Source organism: Klenkia terrae (genome assembly GCF_037083865.1).
Taxonomy (GTDB): Bacteria; Actinomycetota; Actinomycetes; order Mycobacteriales; family Geodermatophilaceae; genus Klenkia; species Klenkia terrae.
Window position 1 is genome coordinate 140,664 of sequence record NZ_JBAPLV010000003.1, and the last position, 25,180, is coordinate 165,843.

A 25,180-nucleotide genomic window follows, 5' to 3' on the forward strand; every position below is an offset into this window, starting at 1 on the left:
ACCCAGCAGCACCACCAGAGGGAGAAGCGTGCCCCCGCGCACCACCGCCACACCCACCACCCGGGCTGTGGAGACCACCCCTCCCGCCCTCACCCCGCGACCCCGCGCGCAGAACACCGTCGTGCGCAGCGACCGCGAGCAGAAGAAGGTCATGCGCCGCGGCTTCCGGCACATCGGCCTGGCCATCCGCGAGCAGCGCGGCATGTTCACCCTGGCCGTCCTCGGCAGCAGCCTCTACGGCGCCATGACCGTGGCCAGCGCCTACGTCATCGGCGGCATCACCGAGCGCCTCGTCCTCCCCAGCTTCGAGCGCGGCTCGGTCACCGCCGGGGCCCTCGCCCTGGCGGCCGCGGCCATCCTCGGCGTCGCGCTGCTCAAGATCGTCGGCATCATCGGCCGGCGGTTGTTCGCCGGCATCATGAGCTACCGCCTGCAGGCCGACTACCGCCGCCGGGTCACCGGTGCCTACCTGCGGCTGCCGCTGTCCTGGCACCAGCGGCACCCCACCGGTCAGCTGCTGAGCAACGCCAACTCCGACGTCGAGGCCAGCTGGTTCTTCGTCGCCCCGCTGCCCTTCGCCTGCGGCGCCCTGGTGATGGTGGCCATCACCGTCGTCGCGCTGTTCCTCACCGACCCGCTCCTCGCGATCGTCGGCCTGGTCGTCTTCCCGCTGGTGTTCCTGGCCAACGCCCTCTACTCGCAGGTGATGAGCCCGCGCATGGCCCGCGCCCAGCAGCTGCGGGCCGAGGTCTCCGAGATCGCCCACGAGTCCTTCGACGCCGCCCTGGTGGTCAAGACCCTGGGCCGCGAGGCCGACGAGACCACCCGCTTCGCCGGCAGCGCCGACGAGCTGCGCGACGGGCTGGTCGCCGTCGGCCGGGTCCGCGGGCTGTTCGACCCGCTGATGGAGGCGTTGCCCAACCTGGGCACCCTCGCCGTCCTGCTGGTCGGGGCCGGTCAGGTGGCCAACGGCGCGACCAACGCCGGCGACCTGGTCTCGATCGCCTACCTGTTCACCCTGCTCGCCCTGCCGATCCGGGCGATCGGCTGGGTGCTCGCCGACCTGCCGCGGGCCACCGCAGGCTTCGACCGGGTCACCCCGGTGCTCACCGCCGAGGGCGAGACCCCGCACGGGCCCGACGCCGCGGCCGGGGGCACCGCCGGCGCCGGGGTCGGCGTCCAGGCGGTCGACTTCGGGCACGCCGACGCCGAGGGCACGATCAACCAGGTGCTGCACGGGGTGACCTTCGAGGTCGCCGCCGGACGCACCGTCGCCGTCGTCGGACCCACCGGCTCCGGCAAGTCCACGCTGGCCGGGCTGCTCGTCCGCCTGGTCGACCCGCACGACGGGCAGGTGCTGCTCGACGGGGTCGACCTGCGCAGCCTGCGCGAGGGCGAGGTGTCCACCCAGGCCGCCTTCGTCGCCCAGGGCACCTTCCTCTTCGACGACACCGTCCGCGGCAACATCACCCTGGGTGGCGACTACACCGACGACGAGGTGCACGCCGCGCTGCGGGTGGCCGCCGCCGAGGACTTCGTGGCCCGGCTGCCCGACGGGCTGGACACCAAGGTCGGCGAGCGCGGGGCCAGCCTGTCCGGCGGCCAGCGCCAGCGGCTCGCGCTGGCCCGCGCGGTCGTCCGCCGTCCCCGCCTGCTGGTGATGGACGACGCGACCAGCGCCGTGGACCCCAGCGTGGAGGCACGCATCCTCGACGCCCTGCGCACCACCGACACCCCGGCCACCGTCGTGGTCGTGGCCTACCGGCAGGCCACCATCGGCCTGGCCGACGAGGTGGTCTGGATCGAGCACGGCCGGCTGGTCGCCCGCGGCAGCCACGCCGAGCTGCTGGCCCGGGTGCCCGGGTACGCCAGGCTGGTGCAGGCCTACCAACCGCCGGACGAGATCACCCCGGCCGAGCCCGAGCCGGCGGGGGCGCAGGCATGACCGCCAGCACCGCCACCGACGACCGCGCCCTCGACGACCGCGGCACCGAGTCCGCCACCGCCACCCTGCGGCGCGGCCTGCGGATGATGCCGGAGTTCCGCCGCGGCCTGCCCGCCACCTTCGCCCTGGCGCTGGTGGCCACCGCCGGCCGGGTGGTCGTCCCGATCGCCGTGCAGCAGACCCTCGACCGCGGCCTGGGTGCCGCCGGAGGACCGGACATCCCGCTGGTCCGCGAGCTGGTCGCGATCTGCGCCCTGGTCGTGGTGGTCACCGCCGTCGCGGTCTACCGGATGAACGTCCGGCTGTTCCGGACCACCGAGACCGCGCTGGCCAACCTGCGGGTGCGGGCCTTCCGGCACGTGCACGACCTGTCCGTGCTGCACCAGCAGGGGGAGCGCCGCGGGAACCTGGTCTCCCGGGTCACCAGCGACGTCGACCAGCTGTCGGTCTTCATGCAGTGGGGCGGCGTGCTGGGCCTGGTCAGCCTGGGCCAGCTCGTCGTGGCCACCGTCGTCATGGCCGTCTACTCCTGGCAGCTGACCCTGCTCGTGCTGGTCTGCTTCATCCCTCTGGGCTTCGCGGTGAAGTGGTTCTCCCAGCGGCTGGCCGCGGTGTACGGCGTCGTCCGCGAGCGGGTCGGCGACGTGCTGGCCGCGGTCGGCGAGTCCGTCGTCGGCGCCCCCACGGTGCGCGCCTACGGCATCCGCGACCGGACGGCGGCCCGCATCGACACCGCAATCGACCGGCACTACAAGGCCTCCGTCCAGGCCCAGCGCACCACTGCGGGGGTGTACGTCAGCGGCGAGTTCGTCGCCGCCGTCGCCAACGCCGCGGTGGTCGTGGTCGGCGTCCTGCTCGGCGTCGGCGGCCAGATCTCGGCCGGCACGCTGATCGCCTTCCTGTTCCTGGTCACCCTCTTCGTGGCCCCGGTGCAGACCGCCAGCGAGGTGCTCAACGAGGCGCAGAACGCCGTCGCCGGCTTCCGCCGGGTGCTCGACGTGCTGGACACCCGGCCCGACGTGCAGGACCCCGAGGACGGCGAGACCCTGCCGCCGGGTCCGCTGGGCGTCCGCTTCGACCACGTGGTCTTCCGCTACGCCCCCGGCGCCCGCCCGGCGCTGGACGACGTCGACCTGGAGATCGCCCCGCGGACCCGGGTGGCCGTGGTGGGGGAGACGGGCTCGGGCAAGACCACCTTCGCCAAGCTGCTCACCCGGCTCATGGACCCCTCCGAGGGCCGGGTGCTCGTCGGCGGCGTCCCGCTGGCGCGGGTGGCGTTCTCGTCCCTGCGCGAGCGGGTCGTCATGGTGCCGCAGGACGGCTTCCTCTTCGACGCCTCGGTCGCCGACAACGTGCGGTACGGCAAGCCCGGCATGACCGACGCGCACGTGCACGCGGCCTTCGACGAGCTCGGCCTCGGCGAGTGGGTCGAGGGCCTGCCCGAGGGGGTCGCCACCCAGGTCGGCCAGCGCGGTGAGTCGCTGTCGGCCGGGGAGCGGCAGCTGGTCGCCGTCGCCCGGGCCTACGTGGCCGACCCCGACCTGCTGGTGCTCGACGAGGCCACCAGCGCGGTCGACCCGGCCACCGAGGCCCGGCTGACCCGGGCGCTGGACACCCTCACCGACGGCCGGACGACGATCACCATCGCCCACCGGCTGTCCACCGCGGAGCGGGCCGACGAGATCCTGGTGGTCGACGCCGGCCGGGTGGTGCAGCGCGGTGCGCACGCCGACCTGGTCGGGGTGGACGGCGTCTACGCCGGCCTGCACGCCTCGTGGCGGCGGTCCTCGGGCGGGGCGGTCGCGCCGGTCTGACGGCGCGCCGTCCGGGCGGGGTGCGGGCACGACCTACCGTCTGCGCCATGACCGCGTCCCCCGTGAGCAAGGTCCCGCCGATCCCCGCCGGGGTGGCGGCCCTGTGCGGGCTGCTCGGCGCCCTGCCGGTGGCGTTCTTCGCGGTGTTCGTCGGCCTGCTGTCGCTGGGCTACGAGGACTGGCGGGGGGCCGTGCTCGGCGCGATCCCCGCGGCGGTCTTCGTCGTCGTGCTGGTCGGCGTGGTGCTGCTGCTGGCCGGCCGGTCCTGGAAGGTGCTGGTGGTCGGCGCGCTCGCGACGTTGGCGCTGGTGCTCGTCGCGGTCGTCGACGGGGCGGCGGAGGACGACCTGGGGTCGATCGTCACGCTGGCCGCCGGGCCCGTGCTGGCCGCGGTGTTCGCGTCGCTGGCGCCGGTCCGGGCCTGGGTCGCCGCCCGCCGCGCCCCGCGCGGCTGAGCGGCGACCCAGCGTCTCCGGTGCTCGGGGCTCAGCTGGTCGGCGGCTCGTCCTGGCCGGACTCCTCGAGCTCGTCGGCCTCCTCCTTGGTGTGGTGCACCGCGCCGTCGGCGTGGTCGGCCGGGCCGTAGACGGTGTAGAGCACCCACGGGTTGGGGCCGTCGTTGACGAAGTTGTGCTTGGTCCCCGCGGGGACGACGACGATCTCACCCGGCTTCACGGTCTTGGTGGAGCCCTCGATGACGGCCTTGCCGACCCCGCTGACGAAGCTCAGGATCTGGTCGTTCTCGTCGTGGGTCTCCTCGCCGATCTCCCCGCCCGGGGGGATGGTCATGATCACCAGCTGGGAGTGCTCGCCGGTCCAGAGCACGCGACGGAAGTCGGCGCTCTTCTCGGCCACGGTCGCGATGTCGAAGTGGACGATGGTGCTCTTGCTGTCCTTGGCTGCCATGCCACCCCCTTGCCCCGATCCGATGTGGATCACTCGTCCCGGCCGTCCTACCCTCCCCGGCATGGCGAAGCAGTCGCGACCGACCGCGCAGGTGCGCCGCTCCCCGCGCGCCGCGCGCCCGGCGGCTCCCCGGCCCCCGACGACCCCGGCCAGGCCCCTGCTCGTGCCGTTCGCGGCGGTCTTCGGCGTGCTGACCGCGGTGGAGATGGGCTACCTGGCCTGGCTGCTGGTGGACCCCGACGCCGGGTTCGCCACCGTGCCGGTCTGGCCGGTCGCCGTGCTTGCCGGTCTGGCCGTGGTCTGCCTGGTCGGCGCGGTGCTGGTGGTCCTGGGCCGCTGGCGGGGCTGGCTGCCGCTGGCCGTCGGGAGCGCGCTGTCGCTGCTGGTGGTGCTGGCGATCGCGGTGCTGTTCGGCTCCCTGGGTGCCGGCGACGAGACCTGGTGGGCGGTGGTCATGGCGGTGGGCCCGATCGGCGCCCTCGTGCTGGCCTGCCGGGCCCCGGTGCGGGCCTGGACCACGGTCGGCCGCTGATCCCCGGCTAGCCTCGCGACGTGAGCACCGACACAGCCGACGTCATCGTGGTGGGGGCCGGGCTGGCCGGGCTGGTGGCCACCGCCGAGCTGGCCGACGCCGGCAAGCGGGTGCTGCTGGTCGACGCCGAGCCCGAGCAGAACCTGGGCGGGCAGGCGCACTGGTCCTTCGGCGGCCTGTTCCTCGTCGACACCCCCGAGCAGCGCCGGCTGCGGGTGCACGACTCCCTGGAGCTGGCCCGCCAGGACTGGCTGGGCACCGCCGGGTTCGACCGGGACGAGGACCACTGGCCCCGGCAGTGGGCCGAGGCCTACCTGCAGTTCGCCGCGGGGGAGAAGCGCGCCTGGCTGCACCAGATGGGCGTGCGGTTCTTCCCGGTCGTCGGCTGGGCCGAGCGCGGCGGGTACACCGCCACCGGCCACGGCAACTCGGTGCCCCGGTTCCACATCACCTGGGGCACCGGCCCCGGTGTCGTCGCGCCCTTCGAGCGCCGGGTCCGCGACGCCGCGGCCCGCGGGCTGGTGGAGTTCCGCTTCCGGCACCGGGTCACCGGCCTGGTGGTCGAGGACGGCGTGGTCACCGGCGTCCGCGGCGACGTGCTGGAGCCCAGCGACGCACCCCGCGGGGTGGCCACCAGCCGCACCTCGACGGGGGAGTTCGAGCTCGCCGCGCAGGCCGTCGTCGTCACCTCCGGCGGCATCGGGGCCAACCACGACCTGGTGCGCAAGAACTGGCCGGCCCGGCTGGGCCCGGTGCCCGAGCGGCTGCTGTCCGGCGTCCCCGCGCACGTCGACGGGTCGATGCTGCTGACCACGGAGGCGGCCGGCGCCAGCGTGGTCAACCCCGACCGGATGTGGCACTACACCGAGGGCATCGAGAACTGGGACCCGATCTGGGCCCGGCACGGCATCCGGATCCTGCCCGGCCCCAGCTCGCTGTGGTTGGACGCCACCGGCAAGCGGTTGCCGGTGCCGCTGTACCCGGGCTTCGACACCCTGGGCACCCTGGCGCACATCGGCACGACCGGGCACGAGCACACCTGGTTCGTGCTGGACCAGAAGATCGTGGAGAAGGAGTTCACGCTGTCGGGGTCCGAGCAGAACCCCGACCTCACCGGCAAGGACCTCAAGCTGCTGCTCAGCCGGGTCCGCCCGGGTGCTGCGGCACCGGTGCAGGCCTTCCTGGACAAGGGCGCGGACTTCGTGACGGCGACCTCGGTGGCCGAGCTGGTCGAGGGCATGAACCGGATCACCGGCGGCACCCCGCGGCTGGACGCCGCGGCGGTGGAGGCCGAGATCGTGGCCCGCGACCGCGAGATGGCCAATGGCTTCAGCAAGGACGGCCAGGTCACCGCCATCCGCGCGGCCCGCAAGTTCCTCGGCGACAAGCTGATCCGGGTCGTGCCGCCGCACCGGATGCTGGACCCGGCCAACGGGCCGCTGATCGCCGTCCGGCTCAACCTGCTGACCCGCAAGACCCTGGGCGGGCTGGAGACCGACCTGTCCGGCCGGGTGCTGCAGCCCGGCGGTGCGGTGTTCCCGGGCCTGTACGCCGCGGGCGAGGTGTCCGGGTTCGGCGGCGGCGGCATGCACGGCTACCGGTCGCTGGAGGGCACCTTCCTGGGCGGCTGCCTGTTCTCCGGCCGGACCGCGGGCCGGGCGGTCGCCGCGGCGCTGTAGCGGGTCGCCGAGGCGGTGCAGCGGTCAGCCGGCGTCGGCGACCTGGTCGCGGCCGGCGGCCTTGGCCCGGTACAGCGCGGCGTCGGCGGCCGACACCGCGGCGGCGGTCTCCGCGGCGCCGGCGGCGCGGGGGCGCGTGGCGTGCACGCCGACGCTCACCGTGAGCCCGGACCCCGCGTCGCCGTCGGGGGCGCCGGCCCGGGCCCGCCGGGCGTCGGCGAGCAGCCGGGCCGCGGTGGACGCCGTGCCGTCGGCGTCGGTGCCGGGCAGCAGCAGGCCGAACTCGTCCCCGCCCAGCCGGGCGGCGAGGTCGCCGGGACGGCGCAGCGCCGCGGTGAGCAGCCCGGCGACCACGGCCAGCGCCCGGTCCCCGGCGGCGTGCCCGAAGGTGTCGTTGACCTGCTTGAAGTGGTCGACGTCGACCAGCACCAGGCCCAGCGGGGTGCCCTCCCGGGCGCAGCGCTCCCACTCCCGCTCCAGCGCCTCCTCCCAGCCGCGCCGGTTCGCCAGCCCGGTCACCGGGTCCAGGGTGGTCAGCCGCTCGAGGGCCTCGGTCTGGGCGAACAGCAACCGCGCCTGGGCCGAGACCCGGTAGGCGGCGGCGAGGCCGACCAGGTTGACGGTGGCGACCAGGAACACCGCCGTCCCCAGGTCCCGGCCGTCGACCCCGGCGGTGGTGGCCGCCAGCAGGCTGGCCACCGACCAGGCCGGGGCCAGGACGGCGGTGACCGGGAACGGCAGCCGGGCGTGCAGGCAGAGGATCGCCGCCGAGTGCAGGCTCAGCAGCAGCCAGCCGGTGGAGGTGCGGTCCCCGCCCAGGGCCAGCGCGACCAGCGCGTAGACCCCGAAGCCCACCACCACGACCCGGGCGGTCGCGCGGTAGGTCGGGGTGCGCCCGACGGCCGCCATCACCGCGACGGCCGCGGCGGCAAGCACGACGTGGTCGCTGAGGCCCAGCAGCCCCCAGGCCGGCCCGCGGAGCAGGTTGACCACGAAGAACACCACGTTGTAGACCAGCACCAGGCCGGCCACGAGCAGCACGTCCCGGCGCAGGCCGGGCAGCTGGGTGGCCAGGAAGCGGTCCTCCTGGGCGGGGTCGACCAGCCGCGCGGTGGAGCGGTTCAACGCAGCGGGCACGGCACATCACGGGCATGCGCTCCGCGCGGGTCGGCCCGGGGTGCCCGGGAGGCAGCCGGTGCCCCGCGCGCGGGCTGCGAGACTGGACGGCGTGCCTCCCGCCCTCGACCCCTCCGTCGCCGATCTCCTGCGCCGCACCCCGGACGGCCTGGTCGCCGCCGTCGCCCAGCAGCACGACACCGGCGAGGTGCTGATGCTGGCCTGGATGGACGACGAGGCGCTGCGCCGCACCCTGGCCACCGGCGAGGCCACCTACTGGTCGCGCAGCCGCGGTGAGTACTGGGTCAAGGGCGCCACCAGCGGCCACCACCAGGCCGTCCGCGAGGTCCGGCTGGACTGCGACGGCGACGCGCTGCTGCTGCTGGTCGACCAGACCGGGCCGGCCTGCCACACGGGGGAGCGCACCTGCTTCCACCGTCCGCTCGAGGTCACCGCGCCGGAGGTGTCCCGTGCAGTTGGGTGAGACGACCCCGTTCGACCAGCTCGGCGAGGGCCCCGTCCTCCCGGTCACCCGGCGGCTGCTGGCCGACTCCGAGACCGCGGTCGGCGTCTACCGCAAGCTCGCCGGCAACCGGCCGGGCACCGTGCTGCTGGAGTCCGCCGAGCAGGGCAAGCAGTGGTCGCGGTACAGCTTCGTCGGCGTCGCCAGCGCCGGGGTGCTCACCGAGCGGGACGGCGCCGCGCTGTGGCTGGGTGACCCGCTGCCCGGGTTCACCGACGACCTGCCGGCCGACCCGCTGGCCGCCGTCCGGACGCTGGCCCGCCGGCTGCGCACCCCCCGCGCGCCCGGGCTGCCCCCGCTGACCGGCGGGCTGGTCGGCTACCTGGGCTACGACGTCGTCCGGCGGCTGGAGCGGCTGCCCGAGACCGCCGTGGACGACCTGGGCATGCCCGAGCTGGCGATGACGCTGGTGACCGACCTGGCCGTGCTGGACCACCACGACGCCACCGTGCTGCTGATCGCCAACGCCTTCGCCCGCACCCCCGAGGCCTACGCCGACGCGGTCGGCCGCCTGGACGCGATGGCCACCGCGCTCACCCGGGCCTCCCCGCCCGGGGTGGCGGAGCTGACCACCGCCGACCCGGCGACGGTCTACGACGCGGTGACCAGCAACATGGCGCCTGGGGAGTACGAGGCCGGCGTCGAGGCCGTCCGCGAGCACGTCCGCGCCGGCGACGTCTTCCAGACCGTGCTGTCCCAGCGGTTCAGCCGGCCGACCGACGTCGACGCGCTGGACCTCTACCGCGTGCTGCGGGCGTCGAACCCCTCGCCGTACATGTACCTGCTCCGGTTCGCCGGCCGCGAGTCGCCCTTCGACGTGGTCGGGTCCTCCCCGGAGGCGCTGGTGACCGTGACCGGCGACCACGCCGTGGTGCACCCGCCGGCCGGCACCCGCCCGCGCGGCGGCTCGCCGGAGGAGGACGCCCGGTTCACCGAGGAGCTGCTGGCCGACCCCAAGGAGCGGGCCGAGCACGTGATGCTGGTCGACCTGGCCCGCAACGACCTGGGCCGGGTCTGCGTCCCGGGCACCGTCGAGGTCGCGGACTTCATGCGGGTCGAGCGGTACAGCCACGTCATGCACCTGGTGTCCACCGTGGCCGGTCAGGTCCGGCCCGGGCGCGACGCCCTGGACGTGTTCGACGCGACCTTCCCGGCCGGCACCGTGTCCGGGGCGCCCAAGCCGCGGGCGATGGAGGTCATCGAGTCCCTGGAGCCGACCCGGCGCGCGCTCTACGCCGGGACCGTCGGGTACCTGGACGCCAGCGGCGACATGGACATGGCCATCGCGATCCGCACGGCGGTGCTGCACGGGGGGACGGCGTACGTGCAGGCCGGCGCCGGGGTGGTGGCCGACAGCGACGCGGACGCCGAGCAGGCCGAGACCCGGCACAAGGCCCGGGCGGTGCTGTCGGCGATCGCCACGGCCGAGGGGCTGCGCGAGCTGTGACCGCCCCCGAGACCGCCCCCGGGACCGCCCAGGCGCCGAACGTCCGACGGGAGCTCACGGCTGCCGTCGTCCTGTGCGCGGCCGGTGGCGCACTGGCGCTGTCGGCCGGTGGCCAGACGTGGGCCGAGGTCGCGGTGACCCGGCAGGCGCCGCTGCCGCCGGTGGCCGCCGTGCTGACCGGCGGCACCATCGCGCCGCTGGTCCCGGCCTGCGGGTTGCTGCTGCTGGCCGCCGCGGTCGCGGTGTTCGCCCTGCGCGGGTGGGGCCGCACGGTGCTGGGCGTGCTGGTGGCCGCCGCCGGTGCCGCCGTCGCGGTGGCCGCGGTGCGCGGGCTGACCGGCTCGGTGGACGTCGACACCGGCGACCTGGGGTCCCAGGTCGGGCTGGGCGGCGCGCAGGTCGACGTGCACGTCGTCGCCGGCTGGCCGGTGCTGGCCCTGGTGGCCGGGGTGCTCGGGCTGGCCGGCGGGGTGCTGGTGACCCTGCGCGGCCGGGGCTGGCCGGGCATGGGCCAGCGCTACCAGCGGGCCGGTGCCGCCCGCCCGGTGCGGCCGGGCCGGCCGGAGTCGCCCGAGGACCGCCACCAGGCGGCGTGGAAGGCGCTGGACGGCGGCACGGACCCGACCGAGGACGACGGGGGAGCACGGTGACCCGGCTGCCCGCGTGGCCGGTCGACCTCTCTATGGTGTCCCCACCGATCCGACCGGTGAGGGAGCACGCGTGATGAGCACAGCCGTAGTCGAGATCCGGAGCACCCGGTCGTGAACGTCCTCATGGACATCGTCGCCGGCGTCCGCGAGGACGTCGCCGCCCGCCAGGCCGCCCTGCCGCTGGTGGAGGTGCAGGCCGCCGCCCGAGACGCCCGCCCCGCCCTGGACGCCCTCGCCGCCCTGCGCGCCCCCGGCGTCGGGGTGATCGCCGAGGTCAAGCGCACCAGCCCGTCCAAGGGCGAGCTGGCCCGGATCGAGGACCCCGCGTCCCTCGCCGTCCGCTACGCCGACGGCGGCGCCCGGGTGATCAGCGTGCTCACCGAGCGGCGCCGGTTCCACGGCAGCCAGGCCGACCTGGCCGCCGTCCGGGCCGCGGTCGACGTCCCGTTGCTGTGCAAGGACTTCGTGGTCTCCAGCTACCAGGTGCACGAGGCCCGGGCGATCGGCGCGGACCTGGTGCTGCTCATCGTCGGGGCGCTGGAGCAGAACGCGCTGGTCGGCCTGCTCGAGCGGGTCGAGTCCCTCGGCATGACCGCCCTGGTCGAGGTGCACACCGAGGCCGAGGCCTCCCGGGCGCTGGAGGCCGGCGCCTCGGTGATCGGGGTCAACGCCCGGGACCTCACCACGCTGGAGATGCACCACGAGACCTTCGAGCTGATCGCCCCCGGGCTGCCCACCGAGATCGTCAAGGTCGCGGCGTCGGGCGTGAAGGGCCCGCGGGACCTGATCAAGTACGCCGGCGCCGGCGCCGACGCCGTCCTGGTGGGCGAGGGGCTCGTCACCGCCCCGGACGCCCGGCAGGCCGTCGCCGACCTGGTCACCGCCGGGTCGCACCCGGCCACCCCCCGCGCCACCCGCTGAGCAACCCGGGGACACTGGGGCGGTGACCACCACCGCCCCCGTGCCCCCGTCCGACGCGAGCCTGTCCCGGCCGCGCCCGGAGTGGCCCGACGCGACGGGGCACTTCGGCCCCTACGGCGGCCGCTTCGTGCCCGAGGCCCTGATCGCCGCCCTCGACGAGCTGTCCGAGGCCTACGAGGCCATGCGGGTCGACCCCGCGTTCCTGGTCGAGTTCGAGCGGCTGCACCGCGACTACACCGGCCGGCCCTCGCCGATCACCGAGGTGCCCCGGTTCGCCGAGCACTGCGGCGGCGCCCGGGTGCTGCTCAAGCGCGAGGACCTGAACCACACCGGCTCGCACAAGATCAACAACGTGCTGGGCCAGGCGCTGCTGACCAAGCGGATCGGCAAGAAGCGGGTCATCGCCGAGACCGGCGCCGGCCAGCACGGCGTCGCCACCGCCACGGCCGCCGCGCTCATGGGCCTGGAGTGCACGGTCTACATGGGCGAGGAGGACACCCGGCGCCAGGCGCTCAACGTCGCCCGGATGCGGCTGCTGGGCGCCGAGGTCATCCCGGTGACCACCGGCTCGAGGACCCTCAAGGACGCCATCAACGAGGCCTTCCGCGACTGGGTGACGAACGTGGAGACCACCAACTACGTCTTCGGCACCGTCGCCGGCCCGCACCCCTTCCCGGCGATGGTCCGGGACTTCCAGCGCGTCATCGGCGACGAGGCCCGCGCCCAGCTGCTGGCCCGCGAGGGCCGGCTGCCCGACGCCGTCCTGGCCTGCGTCGGCGGCGGCTCCAACGCCATCGGCATCTTCACCGCCTTCGTGCCCGACGCCGACGTCCGGCTGGTCGGGCTGGAGGCCGGCGGCGACGGCGTGGAGACCGGGCGGCACGCCTCCTCGATCACCGGCGGCGACCCCGGCGTGCTGCACGGCGCGCGGTCCTACCTGCTGCAGGACGCGCACGGCCAGACCGTCGAGTCGCACTCGATCTCGGCCGGCCTGGACTACCCCGGCGTCGGGCCCGAGCACAGCTACCTGCACGACATGGGCCGCGCCGAGTACCGCCCGGTCACCGACAGCCAGGCCATGGAGGCCTTCGCGCTGCTGTGCCGCACCGAGGGCATCATCCCGGCGATCGAGAGCGCGCACGCCCTGGCCGGCGCGATCACGCTGGGCAAGGAGATGGGTCCCGACGCGCTGCTGCTGGTCAACCTCTCCGGCCGCGGGGACAAGGACGTCGAGACCGCGAGCGCCTGGTTCGGCCTGGCCGAGCACACCGCCCCCACCGACGGCGACGAGCGCGCGGTCGAGGAGGGACGCGGCGGCGAGCCCGGCCCGCCGCTGGGCGACGCCGACCACACCACCGTCCAGGACGGGGACGCGCTGTGAACTCCCAGCTGGACACCCGCATCGGCGCCGCGAAGGCCGAGGGCCGGGCCGCGCTGATCGCCTACCTGCCGGTGGGCTACCCCGACGTCCCGACCTCGATCGAGGCCATGGTCGCCGCGGTCGAGGGCGGCGCGGACGTCGTGGAGATCGGGGTGCCGTACTCCGACCCCGGCATGGACGGGCCGACCATCCAGGAGGCCGTGGACGTCGCCGTCCGGGCCGGTGTGGGCATGGCCGACGTGCTGTCCGCGGTGTCCGCGGTCGCCGCGGCCGGCGCGGTCCCCGTGGTGATGAGCTACTGGAACCCGATCGAGCGCTACGGCGTCGAGCGGTTCGCCACCGACCTGGCCGCCGCCGGGGGAGCAGGGGCGATCACCCCCGACCTCATCCCCGACGAGGCCGGCGCGTGGCTGGCCGCCAGCGACGCGGCCGGGCTGGACCGGGTCTTCCTGGTCGCGCCGTCCTCGACCGACGCCCGGCTGGCGATGACCCTGGCGGCCTGCCGCGGGTTCGTCTACGCCGCCTCCACCATGGGCGTCACCGGCACCCGGTCCACCGTCGGGGACACCGCCCAGGCCCTGGTCACCCGGACCCGCGAGGTCGCCCCCGACCTCGCGGTCTGCGTCGGTCTCGGGGTCAGCGACGGCGACCAGGCCGCCGAGGTCGCCGGGTTCGCCGACGGCGTCATCGTCGGCTCGGCCTACGTCCGCCAGCTGCTGGACGGCCACGGCCCCGCCGGGGTGCGCGCGCTGTCCGAGGACCTCGCGGCGGGGGTGCGGCGCCGGTGACCGCCGACCTGCTCGCCTCCATCCCCAGCCCCAGCCAGGGCGTCTGGGAGATCGGGCCGTTCCCGCTGCGCGCCTACGCGCTGTGCATCATCGCCGGGATCGTGCTGGCCGCCTGGATCACCGAGAAGCGCTTCGTCGCCCGCGGCGGTGCCCCCGGCGACGTCCTGGACATCGCCGTCTGGGCGGTGCCCTTCGGCATCGTCGGCGGTCGGCTCTACCACGTGATCACCACCCCCGAGCCCTACTGGGGCGCCGACGGCGACCCCGTCCGGGCGCTCTACATCTGGGAGGGCGGCCTGGGCATCTGGGGCGCCATCGCCCTGGGCGGGGTGGGTGCCTGGATCGCCTGCCGGCGCCGCGGCATCCCGCTGCCGGTCTTCGCCGACGCCCTGGCACCCGGTCTGCTGGTCGCCCAGGCGGTGGGCCGGCTGGGGAACTACTTCAACCAGGAGCTCTTCGGCCGGCCGACCACGCTGCCGTGGGGCCTGGAGATCGCCCCGCAGTTCCGCCCGGCCGGCTACGAGCAGTTCGCCACGTTCCAGCCCACGTTCCTCTACGAGCTGCTGTGGAACCTGGCGGCCGCGGCGGTCGTCGTCTGGGCCGACCGGAGGTTCCAGCTGTCCCACGGCCGCGCGTTCGCGCTCTACGTGGCCGCCTACTGCCTGGGCCGCGGCTGGATCGAGATGCTCCGCATCGACACCGCCGAGCGGTTCTTCGGCGTCCGGCTCAACGTGTTCACCGCGGTCGTCGTCGGTGTCGCGGCGGTCGCCTACCTCGTCTGGCAGCGTGGCCGCCCCCGGGAGCAGCTGACCCGGGGCGACGAGTTCCGGGCCAGGGCCGACGAGGGGACGGCGGCCGCCGAGCCGACCGTCGAGGACGACGAACCGGCCGGCGCTGCACCTGCGGAACCGCGGAAACCCGAGCCCTGATCGAGACGTTCGCCTCACCTCCTGGGCGTGTCGCGACGATGTCGGATCTGTGTACTCTCGGCCAGCAGCCTCCCGGCGATCCCGGGTGGTCAGCCGACGTCGGAACCGGGCCAGCGACGCCCCGCGCCACGACAGCCCGCGGGCCCACCGCCCGAGGTGCGCGAACCCCGACGATCAGCTGAACGGCCCCCGTCGTCGAACCACCGAACCACCCGGTGTCCTGCCCCCCGCCCGCCCAAGACCAGCCGGCCGGGCCCCTCGCGGGCCCCCCGCCGTCGACGGGAGTGACATGTCCCCCACGCAGTCCGGCACCGCACCCTCCGGGACCCGGGTCCCGTTCTCGGCCGTCCCGGCGGCCTCGGGCCTCTACGACCCGGCCAACGAGCACGACGCCTGCGGTGTGGCCTTCGTGGCCGACGCCCAGGGCCGGCGCTCGCGGTCGATCGTGGCCATGGGCCTCACGGCGCTGCACAACCTGGACCACCGCGGCGCCGCCGGCTCCGAGCCGAACTCCGGCGACGGCGCGGGCATCCTCACCCAGGTCCCCGACGCCCTGCTGCGGGCCACCGCCGACTTCGACCTGCCGCCGGCGGGGGAGTACGCCGCGGGCGTGGCCTTCCTGCCCCAGGACGACGCTGAGCGCGCCGAGCGGGTCGCCGACGTGGCCCGCCTGGCCGCCGAGGAGGGCCTGGTCGTCCTCGGCTGGCGCGAGCTGCCGATCGACCCCGAGGGCGCCGACATCGGCCCCACCGCGCTGGCGGTCATGCCGCACTTCGCCCAGCTGTTCGTCGCCGAGGCCACCGCGGCCCGCGCCGACGCCACCGCCTTCGGCGGCGCCACCACCAGCCACGGGGTCACCCGGCTGGAGCGGCGTGCCTTCGTGCTGCGCAAGCGCGCCGAGCGCGCGGCGACCGAGGCGGGGAGCTCGCTGTACTTCGCCTCGCTGTCCTCCCGGACGATCACCTACAAGGGCATGCTGACCACCGACCAGCTGCCCGCGTTCTTCCCGGACCTGACCGACGAGCGCTACGTCTCGGCGATCGCGCTGGTGCACAGCCGGTTCTCCACCAACACCTTCCCGAGCTGGCCGCTGGCCCACCCGTTCCGGGCGATCGCGCACAACGGCGAGATCAACACCATCAAGGGCAACCGGAACCGCATGCGGGCCCGCGAGGCCAAGCTGCACACCGACCTGTTCGACGGCCCCGCGGGCCCGGCGTCCGAGCTCGGCCTGGAGCGGATCTTCCCGCTCACCGCCGGCGACTTCAGCGACTCCGCGACCTTCGACGAGGTGCTGGAGCTGCTGCACCTGTCCGGTCGCTCGCTGCCGCACGCGCTGCTGATGATGATCCCCGAGGCGTGGGAGAATCACGCCGAGATGGACGCCGCCCGCCGGGCGTTCTACCGCTTCCACTCCGCGGTCATGGAGCCCTGGGACGGGCCGGCCTGCGTCTGCTTCACCGACGGCACGCTGATCGGTGCGGTCCTGGACCGCAACGGCCTGCGCCCGGGTCGCTGGTGGCGGACCAAGGACGACGTCGTCGTCCTCGCCTCGGAGGTCGGCGTGCTCGACATCCCGGCCGCCGACGTCGTGGCCAAGGGCCGGCTCAAGCCGGGCCGGATGTTCCTGCTGGACACCGCCCAGGGCCGGATGATCCCCGACGACGAGGTCAAGGGCGCCCTGGCCGCCGAGCAGCCCTACGACGACTGGCTGCACGCCGGGCTGATCCACCTGCCCTCGCTGCCCGAGCGCCGCCGCTCGCGGCCCAGCCACGAGTCCGTCGTCCGGCGCCAGCTGCTGTTCGGCTACACCGAGGAGCAGCTGCGCATCCTGCTGCAGCCGATGGCCGCCAGCGGCGCCGAGCCGATCGGCTCGATGGGCACCGACACCCCGGTCGCCGCGCTGTCGGACCGCTCCCGGCTGCTCTACGACTACTTCAACCAGCTCTTCGCGCAGGTGACCAACCCGCCGCTGGACGCCATCCGCGAGGAGCTGGTGACCAGCCTGGGCCGCACCTTCGGCCCCGAGGGCAACCTGCTCGCGGCCAACCCGGCGTCCTGCCGGCAGGTCGTGCTGCCCTTCCCGGTCATCGACAACGACGAGCTGGCCAAGATCCTGCACATCGACGACGACGGCGACCTGCCCGGCTTCGCCGCGGTGCGGATCACCGGCCACTTCGACGTCAACGGCGGCGGCGCGGCGCTGGAGAAGGCGATCGGCGACCTGCAGACCAAGGTCAGCAAGGCCATCGCCGCCGGCGCCCGGGTCATCGTGCTGTCCGACCGGGACTGCGACGAGCAGCGCGCCCCCATCCCGTCGCTGCTGATGACCGCCGCCGTCCACCACCACCTGGTGCGCGAGCGCACCCGGATGGAGGTCGGCCTGGTCGTCGAGTCCGGCGACTGCCGCGAGGTGCACCACGTCGCGCTGCTGCTGGGCTACGGCGCCGCCGCGGTCAACCCCTACCTGGCCTTCGAGAGCGTCGAGGACCTGATCCGGGACGGCCTGCTCACCGGTGTCCAGCCCGCCCAGGCCGTCCGCAACGTGGTCAAGGCCATGGGCAAGGGCGTCCTGAAGGTCATGAGCAAGATGGGCATCAGCACCGTCGGCTCGTACACGATGGCGCAGATCTTCGAGGCCGTCGGCCTGTCGCACGACCTGGTCGAGAAGTACTTCACCGGGACGTCGTCGACCCTGGGCGGCGTCGGCCTGGACGTGCTGGCCGAGGAGGTGGCCATGCGCCACCGCCGCGCCTACCCGTCCAACCCGACCGAGGTCGCGCACCGCAAGCTCACCGTGGGCGGTGAGTACCAGTGGCGCCGCGAGGGCGAGATCCACCTGTTCAACCCCGAGACGGTCTTCCTGCTGCAGCACGCCACCCGCTCGCGGCAGTACGACGTGTTCCAGAAGTACACCGACGCGGTCGACCAGCTCTCCCGCGACGCCTCGACCCTGCGCGGTCTCTTCGGCTTCCGGGAGGGCGTCCGCCCGTCGGTGCCGATCGAGGAGGTCGAGCCGGTCAGCGAGATCGTCAAGCGGTTCTCCACCGGGGCGATGAGCTACGGCTCGATCTCCCAGGAGGCGCACCAGACCCTCGCCATCGCGATGAACCGCCTGGGCGGCAAGTCCAACACCGGCGAGGGCGGCGAGGACCCCGACCGCTTCACCCCCGACGAGAACGGCGACCTGCGCCGCTCGGCGATCAAGCAGGTGGCCAGCGGCCGGTTCGGCGTGACGAGCGAGTACCTGGTCAACGCCGACGACATCCAGATCAAGATGGCCCAGGGCGCGAAGCCCGGCGAGGGCGGCCAGCTGCCCGGCTCCAAGGTCTACCCGTGGGTGGCCCGGACCCGGCACTCCACGCCCGGCGTCGGCCTGATCTCCCCGCCGCCGCACCACGACATCTACTCCATCGAGGACCTCAAGCAGCTCATCCACGACCTGAAGAACGCCAACGACCAGGCGCGGGTGCACGTCAAGCTGGTCTCCGAGGTGGGGGTCGGCACGGTCGCGGCGGGTGTCTCCAAGGCCCACGCCGACGTCGTCCTGATCTCCGGGCACGACGGCGGCACGGGTGCCGCGCCGCTGACGTCGCTCAAGCACGCCGGCTCGCCGTGGGAGCTCGGCCTGGCCGAGACCCAGCAGACCCTGCTGGTCAACGGCCTGCGCGACCGGATCACCGTGCAGGTCGACGGCCAGATGAAGACCGGCCGCGACGTGGTCATCGCCGCGCTGCTCGGCGGCGAGGAGTTCGGCTTCGCCACCGCGCCGCTGGTGGTCAGCGGCTGCGTGATGATGCGGGTCTGCCACCTGGACACCTGCCCGGTCGGCGTGGCCACCCAGAACCCCGAGCTGCGCAAGCGCTTCACCGGCCAGCCCGAGTTCGTGGTCACGTTCTTCGAGTTCCTCGCCCAGCAGGTCCGCGAGCTGCTCGCCCAGCTCGGCTTCCGCTCGATCGCCGACGCCGTCGGCCAGGTCGAGGTGCTCGAGACCCGCGCCGCGGTGGAGCACTGGAAGGCCGCCGGGCTGGACCTCAGCCCCGTGCTGGCCCTGCCCGAGCTGCCCGAGGGTGCCCCGCGCCGTCGGATGCGCGGCCAGGACCACGGGCTGGACGTCGCGCTGGACCAGACGCTGATCCAGCTCTGCGAGGGCGCGCTGCTCGACGCCCGCCCGGTGAGCCTGCAGCTGCCGGTGCGCAACGTGAACCGCACCGTCGGCACGATGCTCGGCGCGATGGTCACCCGGCGCTTCGGCGGCGAGGGCCTGCCCGAGGGCACCATCGACCTCACCTTCGAGGGGTCGGCCGGCCAGTCCTTCGGCGCCTTCGTGCCCGCGGGCATCACCATGCGGCTGCTCGGCGACGCCAACGACTACGTCGGCAAGGGCCTGTCCGGTGGCCGGATCGTCGTCCGGCCCGACCCCTCGGCCAGCTTCGCGGCCGAGGACGCGGTCATCGCCGGCAACGTGATCGGCTACGGCGCCACCGGCGGGGAGATCTTCCTGCGCGGGCGGGTCGGCGAGCGGTTCTGCGTGCGCAACTCCGGCGCGCTGGCCATCGTCGAGGGCGTCGGCGACCACGCCTGCGAGTACATGACCGGTGGCCGGGCGATCATCCTGGGCGAGACCGGGCGCAACGTGGCCGCGGGCATGAGCGGCGGCATCGCCTACGTGCTGGACCTGGCCGTGCACCGGGTCAACGGCGAGATGGTCGACGTCGAGTCGCTGTCCACCGAGGACTCGCTGTGGTTGCGGGAGACCCTGACCCGCTACCGCGAGGAGACCGGTTCGACCGTGGCCAGCTCGCTGCTGGCCGACTGGGGCCGCTGGTCCGAGCGGTTCAGCGTGATCATGCCGAGGGACTACCGCCGCGCGATGGAGGCCCGTCGGGCCGCCGAGGCCGCGGGGTACGACGTCGACCGTGCAGTGATGGAGGCAGCTCGTGGCTGACAGCACCGGATTCCTGAAGTTCGAGCGGTCCGTGCCGCCCCGGCGGCCCGTCGACGTCCGCATCCGGGACTGGAAGGAGGTCTACCTCGAGCGCCAGGCCGGCGGCGAGGAGGCCTTCACCTCGGCCACCCTGCGCACGCAGGCGGCCCGCTGCATGGACTGCGGCATCCCGTTCTGCCACCACGGCTGCCCGCTGGGGAACCTGATCCCCGAGTGGAACGACCTGGTGCGCCGGGACGACTGGCGCGAGGCCATCGAGCGGCTGCACGCCACGAACAACTTCCCGGAGTTCACCGGGCGGCTGTGCCCGGCGCCCTGCGAGGGCTCCTGCGTGCTCAACCTGACCGAGTCGCCGGTGACCATCAAGCAGGTCGAGGTCGAGATCATCGACCGGGCCTTCGCCGAGGGCTGGGTCACCCCGCAGCCGCCGGCGGAGCTGTCGGGCAAGAAGGTCGCCGTGGTCGGCTCCGGCCCCGCCGGGCTGGCCGCCGCCCAGCAGCTGACCCGGGCCGGGCACGAGGTCACCGTCTTCGAGCGGGCCGACGCGGTCGGCGGGCTGATGCGCTACGGCATCCCCGAGTTCAAGATGGAGAAGCGCCACCTGGACCGCCGGTTGGACCAGATGCGCGCCGAGGGCACCCGGTTCGTCACCGGGGTCGAGGTCGGCGCCGAGGGCTCCGACGTCACCGTGGCCCAGCTGCGCGAGGACTTCGACGCCGTCGTCCTGTCCGGCGGGGCCACCGTCGGCCGCGACCTGCCCGCCCCGGGCCGGGAGCTGGCCGGCATCCACCTGGCCATGGAGTTCCTGCCCTACGGCAACAAGCAGGCGCTCGGCGAGCTGGACAGCCCGCCGATCAACGCCGAGGGCAAGCACGTGGTGATCATCGGCGGCGGCGACACCGGCGCCGACTGCCTGGGCACCTCGCACCGGCAGGGCGCGGCCTCGGTCGCGCAGCTGGAGATCATGCCCGAGCCGCCGTCGTCCCGGGGGCCGAAGAACCCCTGGCCGACCTACCCGATGGTCATGCGGGTCTCCTCGGCCCACGAGGAGGGCGGCGACCGGATCTACGCCGTCAACACCGAGCGGTTCGTCGACGACGGCGCCGGCAACGTCAAGGCGATCCTGGTGCACGACGTGGAGATGGTGGACGGGAAGTTCACCAAGGTCGAGGGCACCGAGCGCGAGCTCCCCGCCGACCTGGTGTTCCTGGCCATGGGCTTCACCGGTGCGCAGAAGGAGGGCCTCGTCGAGGGCCTGGGCGTCGACGTCGACGGGCGCGGCAACGTCGTCCGGGACGCGGAGTTCATGTCCTCGGTCCCGGGGGTGTTCGTGGCCGGTGACATGGGCCGCGGCCAGTCCCTGATCGTCTGGGCCATCGCCGAGGGACGGGCCGCCGCCGGCGCCGTCGACAGCTGGCTGACCGGCTCCTCGATGCTGCCCCGACCGATCACCCCGACGGCCGTCGCGCTCCGCTGACCTGCGCATAGACGTCCTGGACGTCTGATCCGACACCCTCTCGCCCCCGCCTCCCGGGGTCGGGAGGGTGTCGTGTCTTGCACTAGCGTGAGCGGCATGAGCCGTCGCGCCAAGATCGTCTGCACCCTGGGCCCCGCCGTGGGCTCGGCCGAGCAGATCACCGCCCTCGTCGAGTCCGGCATGGACGTCGCCCGCCTGAACTTCAGCCACGGCGAGCACGCCGACCACGAGCGCAACTACCACCTGGTCCGCCAGGCCTCGGACGCCGTGGGCCGCGCGGTCGCCGTCCTCGCCGACCTGCAGGGCCCCAAGATCCGCCTCGGCCGCTTCGCCGACGGCCCGGTGGTGTGGGAGACCGGTTCCCGCGTCTGCATCACCGTCGAGGAGGTCATGGGCACCGCCGAGCGGGTCGGCACCACCTACAAGAACCTGGCCAACGACGTCCGCGTCGGTGACCGGCTGCTCGTCGACGACGGCAACCTCGCCCTCACCGTGGTCGAGGTCGACGGCCCCGACGTGTGGTGCCTGGTGCTCGAGGGCGGCAAGGTCTCCAACAACAAGGGCCTCTCGCTGCCCGGGGTCGCCGTCAGCGTCCCGGCGATGAGCGAGAAGGACGAGGAGGACCTCCGGTTCGCCCTGGCCCTCGGCGTGGACTTCATCGCGCTGTCGTTCGTCCGGCGGGCCGAGGACGCGGAGCTGGTCCGCGAGATCATGCGCCAGATGGACGTCGACCTCCCGGTCATCGCCAAGCTGGAGAAGCCCGAGGCGGTCGAGAACCTCGAGGCGATCGTGGAGGCCTTCGACGGCATCATGGTCGCCCGCGGCGACCTGGGCGTGGAGCTGCCGCTGGAGCAGGTCCCGATGGTGCAGAAGCGCGCCGTGCAGGCCGCCCGCGAGCGCAACAAGCCGGTCATCGTGGCCACCCAGATGCTCGAGTCGATGATCAACTCCTCGCGGCCGACCCGGGCGGAGGCCTCCGACGTCGCCAACGCGGTGCTCGACGGCGCCGACGCGGTGATGCTGTCGGGGGAGACCTCGGTGGGCAAGTTCCCGATCGCCGCCGTCCGCACCATGGAGCGGATCATCGACGCGGTCGAGACCGACGAGGTCCGGGTGCCCGCGCTGGTGCGCCAGTCCCGCTCGCGGTCCGGGGCGATCGTCAAGGCCGCCCGCGAGATCGGCGAGGCCCTCGACGTCGACGCGCTCGCCGCCTTCACGATGACCGGTGACACGGTCCGCCGGCTGGCCGCGCTGCACACCCGGCTGCCGATCCTGGCCTTCACCACCGACCCCCGGGTGCGCAGCCGGATGGCGCTGTCGTGGGGCGTGGAGACCTTCCTGGTGCCGCAGGTCGGGCACACCGACGACATGGTCGGCCAGGTCGACTTCTCCCTGCTGTCGATCGGCCGGCTCAAGGAGGGCGACCGCGTGATCGTCGTCGCCGGCTCCCCGCCGAACGTGCAGGGCTCGACCAACCTGATCCGCGTCCACGAGATCGGTACGCATGCGTGAGTGAGTCCCCGGCGGCGGCCCTCCTCGAGGTCCTCGACCTCGAGGAGCGGTCCACCGACCTGTACGTGGGCCGGACGCCGAGCAGCCCGCTGCAGCGGGTGTTCGGCGGTCAGGTCGCCGCCCAGGCGCTCACCGCGGCCACCCGCACGGTCCCCGACGGCCGGGGGGTGCACTCGCTGCACTCCTACTTCCTGCGCCCGGGCGACCCGCACGAGGAGCTGCGCTACGAGGTCGACCGGATCCGCGAGGGCCGGTCGTTCTCCACGCGCCGCGTCGTCGGCCGGCAGACCCGCAAGGGCGAGGACGTCGCCGTCTTCGCGCTGACGGCGGACTTCACCGCGGGGGAGGCCCCGGTCGTCGAGCATTCGCTGCCCATGCCGCAGGTGCCCCCCGCCGAGTCGCTGCCCGGCATCGACGAGGTCAGCGCCGCGCACCCGGGGCGGGCCACGGGTGCCCGGGCGTTCGCCCGGGTGGTCGAGCAGCGCTTCCTCGAGGACCCGTTCGACCCGGCGCCGAAGACCCCGCCGCACACCCAGAGCCACACCTGGTTCCGGGTGACCGGCCGGCTGCCCGACGACCCCGGGGTGCACGCCGCCGCGCTGACGTTCGTGTCGGACCTGACACTGCTGTCGGCGGGGCTGGCCCGGATCGGCGGCGGGTGGGGCGGCGAGCACGTGGGCGCCTCGCTGGACCACGCGGTCTGGTTCCACCGGCCGGTCCGCGCCGACCAGTGGTTCCTCTACGAGACCGACAGCCCGGCCGCCGCGTCGGGCCGGGCGATGAACCTGGGCCAGATCTGGGCCGCGGACGGCACCCACGTGGCGACCGTGGCCCAGGAGGGCCTCATCCGGTCACTCGACGGCTGAGGTCTCCTCGTCCCGCTCGGCCTCGACGGCCTTGGGGACGGTGCTGAACTCGACCGGGTCGGCGGGCTCGGCCTCCGGGGCTGCCTCGACCTCCTGGGCGGCCTGCGCCTCCGCTGCGGCGGCCGCGCGTGCCGCCCGGGCCTCGGCGGCCGCGGCCTCGGCGGTGGCGGCGGCCTCGGCGAAGTCGTTCGCCAGCCAGTCGTGCGCCTCGCGGAGCAGCGTCCACAGCCGCTCGACGTGCCGGCGCTGCGTCGCCGGGGCGCCGAGGGCCACCCGCAGCACGACCTCCCCGGAGATCGAGGTGTGGGTCAGGAACACCTCGCCGCCGTCGTTGAGCCGCTCCAGCAGGGTCATGGTCGCGACGTCGGCGTCCACCCCGCGCGCCCAGCGGGGCTTGAGGCAGACCAGCGAGAGCGGGTGCGGCGCGACGACGTCGAACCGGTCGTCGGCCCCGACCCAACCGGCCAGCTCCTGGGCGAGGGCGACGGCTCCGCGGACGTGCTCGCGCAGGCCCTCGGCGCCGTACCAGCGGACGACGAACCACAGCTTGAGCGCGCGGAACCGGCGGCCCAGCTCGATCTGCCAGTCCCGGTAGTCCACGACCGTGCCGCTGTCGGTGGCCGCGTTGCGCAGGTACTCGGGGAGGATCGCGAGGGCGCCGGTGAGCGCGGCCCGGTCGGCGGTCCAGAACAGCGTGGCGTCGAAGCCGGTGAGCAGCCACTTGTGCGCGTCGGTGGTGTAGCTGTCGGCCCACTCCACCCCGGCCTGCAGGGGGCGCAGCTCGGGGGCGACGGCCGACACCCCGGCCCAGGCGGCGTCGACGTGCAGCCACACGCCGCGGTCCCGGCAGATCGGGCCGAGGGCGTCCAGCGGGTCGAACGCGCCGGTGGAGGTGGTGCCGGAGGTGGCGCACACCATGACGGGGGTGAACCCGCGGGCGACGTCGGAGTCGATCCGGCGGGCCAGCTCCTCGGGCCGCATGGCCAGGTCGCCGTCGACGGGGACGACCCGGACGGCGTCGGAGCCCAGGCCGGCGATGCGGGCGGCCTTCTCCATGCTGGAGTGCGTCTGGGCGGAGACGTAGACGGTCATGGCGCCGGGCTCGACGCCGCTGCGGACGGTGCGCCCGCCGGTGGCCCGGTGCAGGGCGGCCAGCAGGGCCACCAGGTTGGCCCCGGAGCTGGAGTCCTGGACGACGCCGCCGCCGGTGCTGCCGTGGGTGAAGGACTCCGGCAGGCCGAGCAGCTCGACGAACCAGTCCATGACGTGCTGCTCGAGCTCGGTGCAGGCCGGGCTGGTCACCCAGGACATGCCCTGCACGCCCAGCGCGGAGCTGACCAGGTCACCGAGGACAGAGGGCCCTGACGTGTTGGCGGGGAAGTACCCGAAGAACCCGGGGTGCTGCCAGTGCGTCAGCCCCGGGACGACGATCCGGTCCAGGTCGGCGAGCACGTCGGCGATCGGCTCGCCCTGCTCGGGCGCCGACGCCGGCAGCGCGGCCCGCACATCCCCCGGCGCCACCTGCGACCGCACCGGCAGCGACTCCACCCGCCCCATGTGGTCCGCCACCCAGTCCACGACCTCGTGCCCGTAGCGCCGGAACTCCTCAGGTGTCATGTGTCCCGTCACACCCCAACCGTAGAGCCCCGGCAGAACGCCCCACCGCAGGGCGAAGCCGCGCCGACGACGGGAGGTCGACGAAGGAGACCTCCCCGAGGAGGCGCTCGAGGTGACCCGACCTGGACG

Annotated in this window: 19 protein-coding genes; 16 read left to right on the forward strand and 3 right to left on the reverse strand. The window is 74.3% G+C overall.

Going from position 1 to position 25,180, the window contains the following annotated elements:
• The first annotated feature begins 67 nt into the window (after positions 1 to 67).
• The 3 genes from UXQ13_RS04485 to UXQ13_RS04495 are packed head-to-tail and all read left to right on the forward strand — an operon-like array spanning position 68 to position 4,214.
• Complete coding sequence (locus tag UXQ13_RS04485; protein WP_225231942.1) at positions 68 to 1,945, forward strand: ABC transporter ATP-binding protein; 1,878 nt, start codon at positions 68 to 70, stop codon at positions 1,943 to 1,945.
• Positions 1,942 to 3,759, forward strand: coding sequence for an ABC transporter ATP-binding protein (locus UXQ13_RS04490; protein WP_225231941.1), 1,818 nt, complete (start codon positions 1,942 to 1,944; stop codon positions 3,757 to 3,759). Before UXQ13_RS04485 ends, UXQ13_RS04490 begins: the two co-directional genes overlap by 4 nt.
• Before the next feature lie 47 nt (positions 3,760 to 3,806).
• Positions 3,807 to 4,214 (forward strand): hypothetical protein, encoded by a 408-nt coding sequence (locus UXQ13_RS04495; RefSeq protein ID WP_225231940.1) that lies wholly within the window; start codon positions 3,807 to 3,809, stop codon positions 4,212 to 4,214.
• A gap of 31 nt (positions 4,215 to 4,245) precedes the next feature.
• Here the strand turns inward: UXQ13_RS04495 and UXQ13_RS04500 are convergent, their stop codons facing one another.
• Entirely contained in the window at positions 4,246 to 4,665 is a 420-nt protein-coding gene (locus UXQ13_RS04500; RefSeq protein ID WP_225231939.1) for a cupin domain-containing protein, read from the reverse strand.
• Positions 4,666 to 4,726: 61 nt separating this feature from the next.
• On the opposite strand from UXQ13_RS04500, the gene UXQ13_RS04505 reads away from it, so the two are divergent.
• Positions 4,727 to 5,197 carry a hypothetical protein gene (locus UXQ13_RS04505; protein WP_225231938.1) on the forward strand — a complete coding sequence of 157 codons (471 nt, stop codon included), beginning with the start codon at positions 4,727 to 4,729 and terminating at the stop codon, positions 5,195 to 5,197.
• Positions 5,198 to 5,217: 20 nt separating this feature from the next.
• On the forward strand, positions 5,218 to 6,876 hold the full coding sequence (locus tag UXQ13_RS04510) for an FAD-binding dehydrogenase (RefSeq protein WP_225231937.1): 1,659 nt from the start codon (positions 5,218 to 5,220) through the stop codon (positions 6,874 to 6,876).
• A gap of 24 nt (positions 6,877 to 6,900) precedes the next feature.
• On the opposite strand, the gene UXQ13_RS04515 is transcribed toward UXQ13_RS04510, so the two are convergent.
• Positions 6,901 to 8,013: a GGDEF domain-containing protein gene (locus tag UXQ13_RS04515; RefSeq protein ID WP_225231936.1), complete on the reverse strand. Its 1,113-nt coding sequence runs from the start codon at positions 8,011 to 8,013 to the stop codon at positions 6,901 to 6,903.
• A gap of 91 nt (positions 8,014 to 8,104) precedes the next feature.
• Here UXQ13_RS04515 and hisI point away from each other — a divergent pair, with 91 nt between their 5' ends.
• From hisI to UXQ13_RS04570, 11 genes are all read left to right on the forward strand, one after another.
• On the forward strand, positions 8,105 to 8,476 hold the full coding sequence (gene hisI / locus UXQ13_RS04520) for a phosphoribosyl-AMP cyclohydrolase (protein ID WP_225231935.1): 372 nt from the start codon (positions 8,105 to 8,107) through the stop codon (positions 8,474 to 8,476).
• A complete protein-coding gene (locus UXQ13_RS04525) occupies positions 8,463 to 9,962 on the forward strand; it encodes an anthranilate synthase component I (protein ID WP_225231934.1) in 1,500 nt (499 codons plus the stop codon). Before hisI ends, UXQ13_RS04525 begins: the two co-directional genes overlap by 14 nt.
• A complete protein-coding gene (locus tag UXQ13_RS04530; RefSeq protein WP_225231933.1) occupies positions 9,959 to 10,612 on the forward strand; it encodes a Trp biosynthesis-associated membrane protein in 654 nt (217 codons plus the stop codon). Before UXQ13_RS04525 ends, UXQ13_RS04530 begins: the two co-directional genes overlap by 4 nt.
• 111 nt (positions 10,613 to 10,723) lie before the next feature.
• Positions 10,724 to 11,533 carry an indole-3-glycerol phosphate synthase TrpC gene (trpC, locus tag UXQ13_RS04535; protein ID WP_225231932.1) on the forward strand — a complete coding sequence of 270 codons (810 nt, stop codon included), beginning with the start codon at positions 10,724 to 10,726 and terminating at the stop codon, positions 11,531 to 11,533.
• A 22-nt stretch (positions 11,534 to 11,555) separates the two neighbouring features.
• Entirely contained in the window at positions 11,556 to 12,914 is a 1,359-nt protein-coding gene (trpB, locus tag UXQ13_RS04540) for a tryptophan synthase subunit beta (RefSeq protein ID WP_263639341.1), read from the forward strand.
• Entirely contained in the window at positions 12,911 to 13,702 is a 792-nt protein-coding gene (gene trpA / locus UXQ13_RS04545) for a tryptophan synthase subunit alpha (protein ID WP_225231931.1), read from the forward strand. Before trpB ends, trpA begins: the two co-directional genes overlap by 4 nt.
• Positions 13,699 to 14,631 carry a prolipoprotein diacylglyceryl transferase gene (lgt, locus tag UXQ13_RS04550; protein WP_225231930.1) on the forward strand — a complete coding sequence of 311 codons (933 nt, stop codon included), beginning with the start codon at positions 13,699 to 13,701 and terminating at the stop codon, positions 14,629 to 14,631. Before trpA ends, lgt begins: the two co-directional genes overlap by 4 nt.
• 289 nt (positions 14,632 to 14,920) lie before the next feature.
• Positions 14,921 to 19,579, forward strand: coding sequence for a glutamate synthase large subunit (gene gltB, locus UXQ13_RS04555; RefSeq protein ID WP_225231929.1), 4,659 nt, complete (start codon positions 14,921 to 14,923; stop codon positions 19,577 to 19,579).
• Positions 19,572 to 21,056: a glutamate synthase subunit beta gene (locus UXQ13_RS04560; RefSeq protein ID WP_225231928.1), complete on the forward strand. Its 1,485-nt coding sequence runs from the start codon at positions 19,572 to 19,574 to the stop codon at positions 21,054 to 21,056. The genes gltB and UXQ13_RS04560 overlap by 8 nt, the downstream gene beginning before the upstream one ends.
• Positions 21,057 to 21,152: 96 nt before the next feature.
• Positions 21,153 to 22,568 (forward strand): pyruvate kinase, encoded by a 1,416-nt coding sequence (pyk, locus tag UXQ13_RS04565; RefSeq protein ID WP_225231927.1) that lies wholly within the window; start codon positions 21,153 to 21,155, stop codon positions 22,566 to 22,568.
• Complete coding sequence (locus UXQ13_RS04570; RefSeq protein ID WP_336391870.1) at positions 22,565 to 23,434, forward strand: acyl-CoA thioesterase; 870 nt, start codon at positions 22,565 to 22,567, stop codon at positions 23,432 to 23,434. Before pyk ends, UXQ13_RS04570 begins: the two co-directional genes overlap by 4 nt.
• Here the strand turns inward: UXQ13_RS04570 and UXQ13_RS04575 are convergent.
• Positions 23,420 to 25,063 (reverse strand): pyridoxal phosphate-dependent decarboxylase family protein, encoded by a 1,644-nt coding sequence (locus tag UXQ13_RS04575; RefSeq protein WP_225231925.1) that lies wholly within the window; start codon positions 25,061 to 25,063, stop codon positions 23,420 to 23,422. The genes UXQ13_RS04570 and UXQ13_RS04575 overlap by 15 nt on opposite strands.
• Positions 25,064 to 25,180 lie beyond the last annotated feature (117 nt).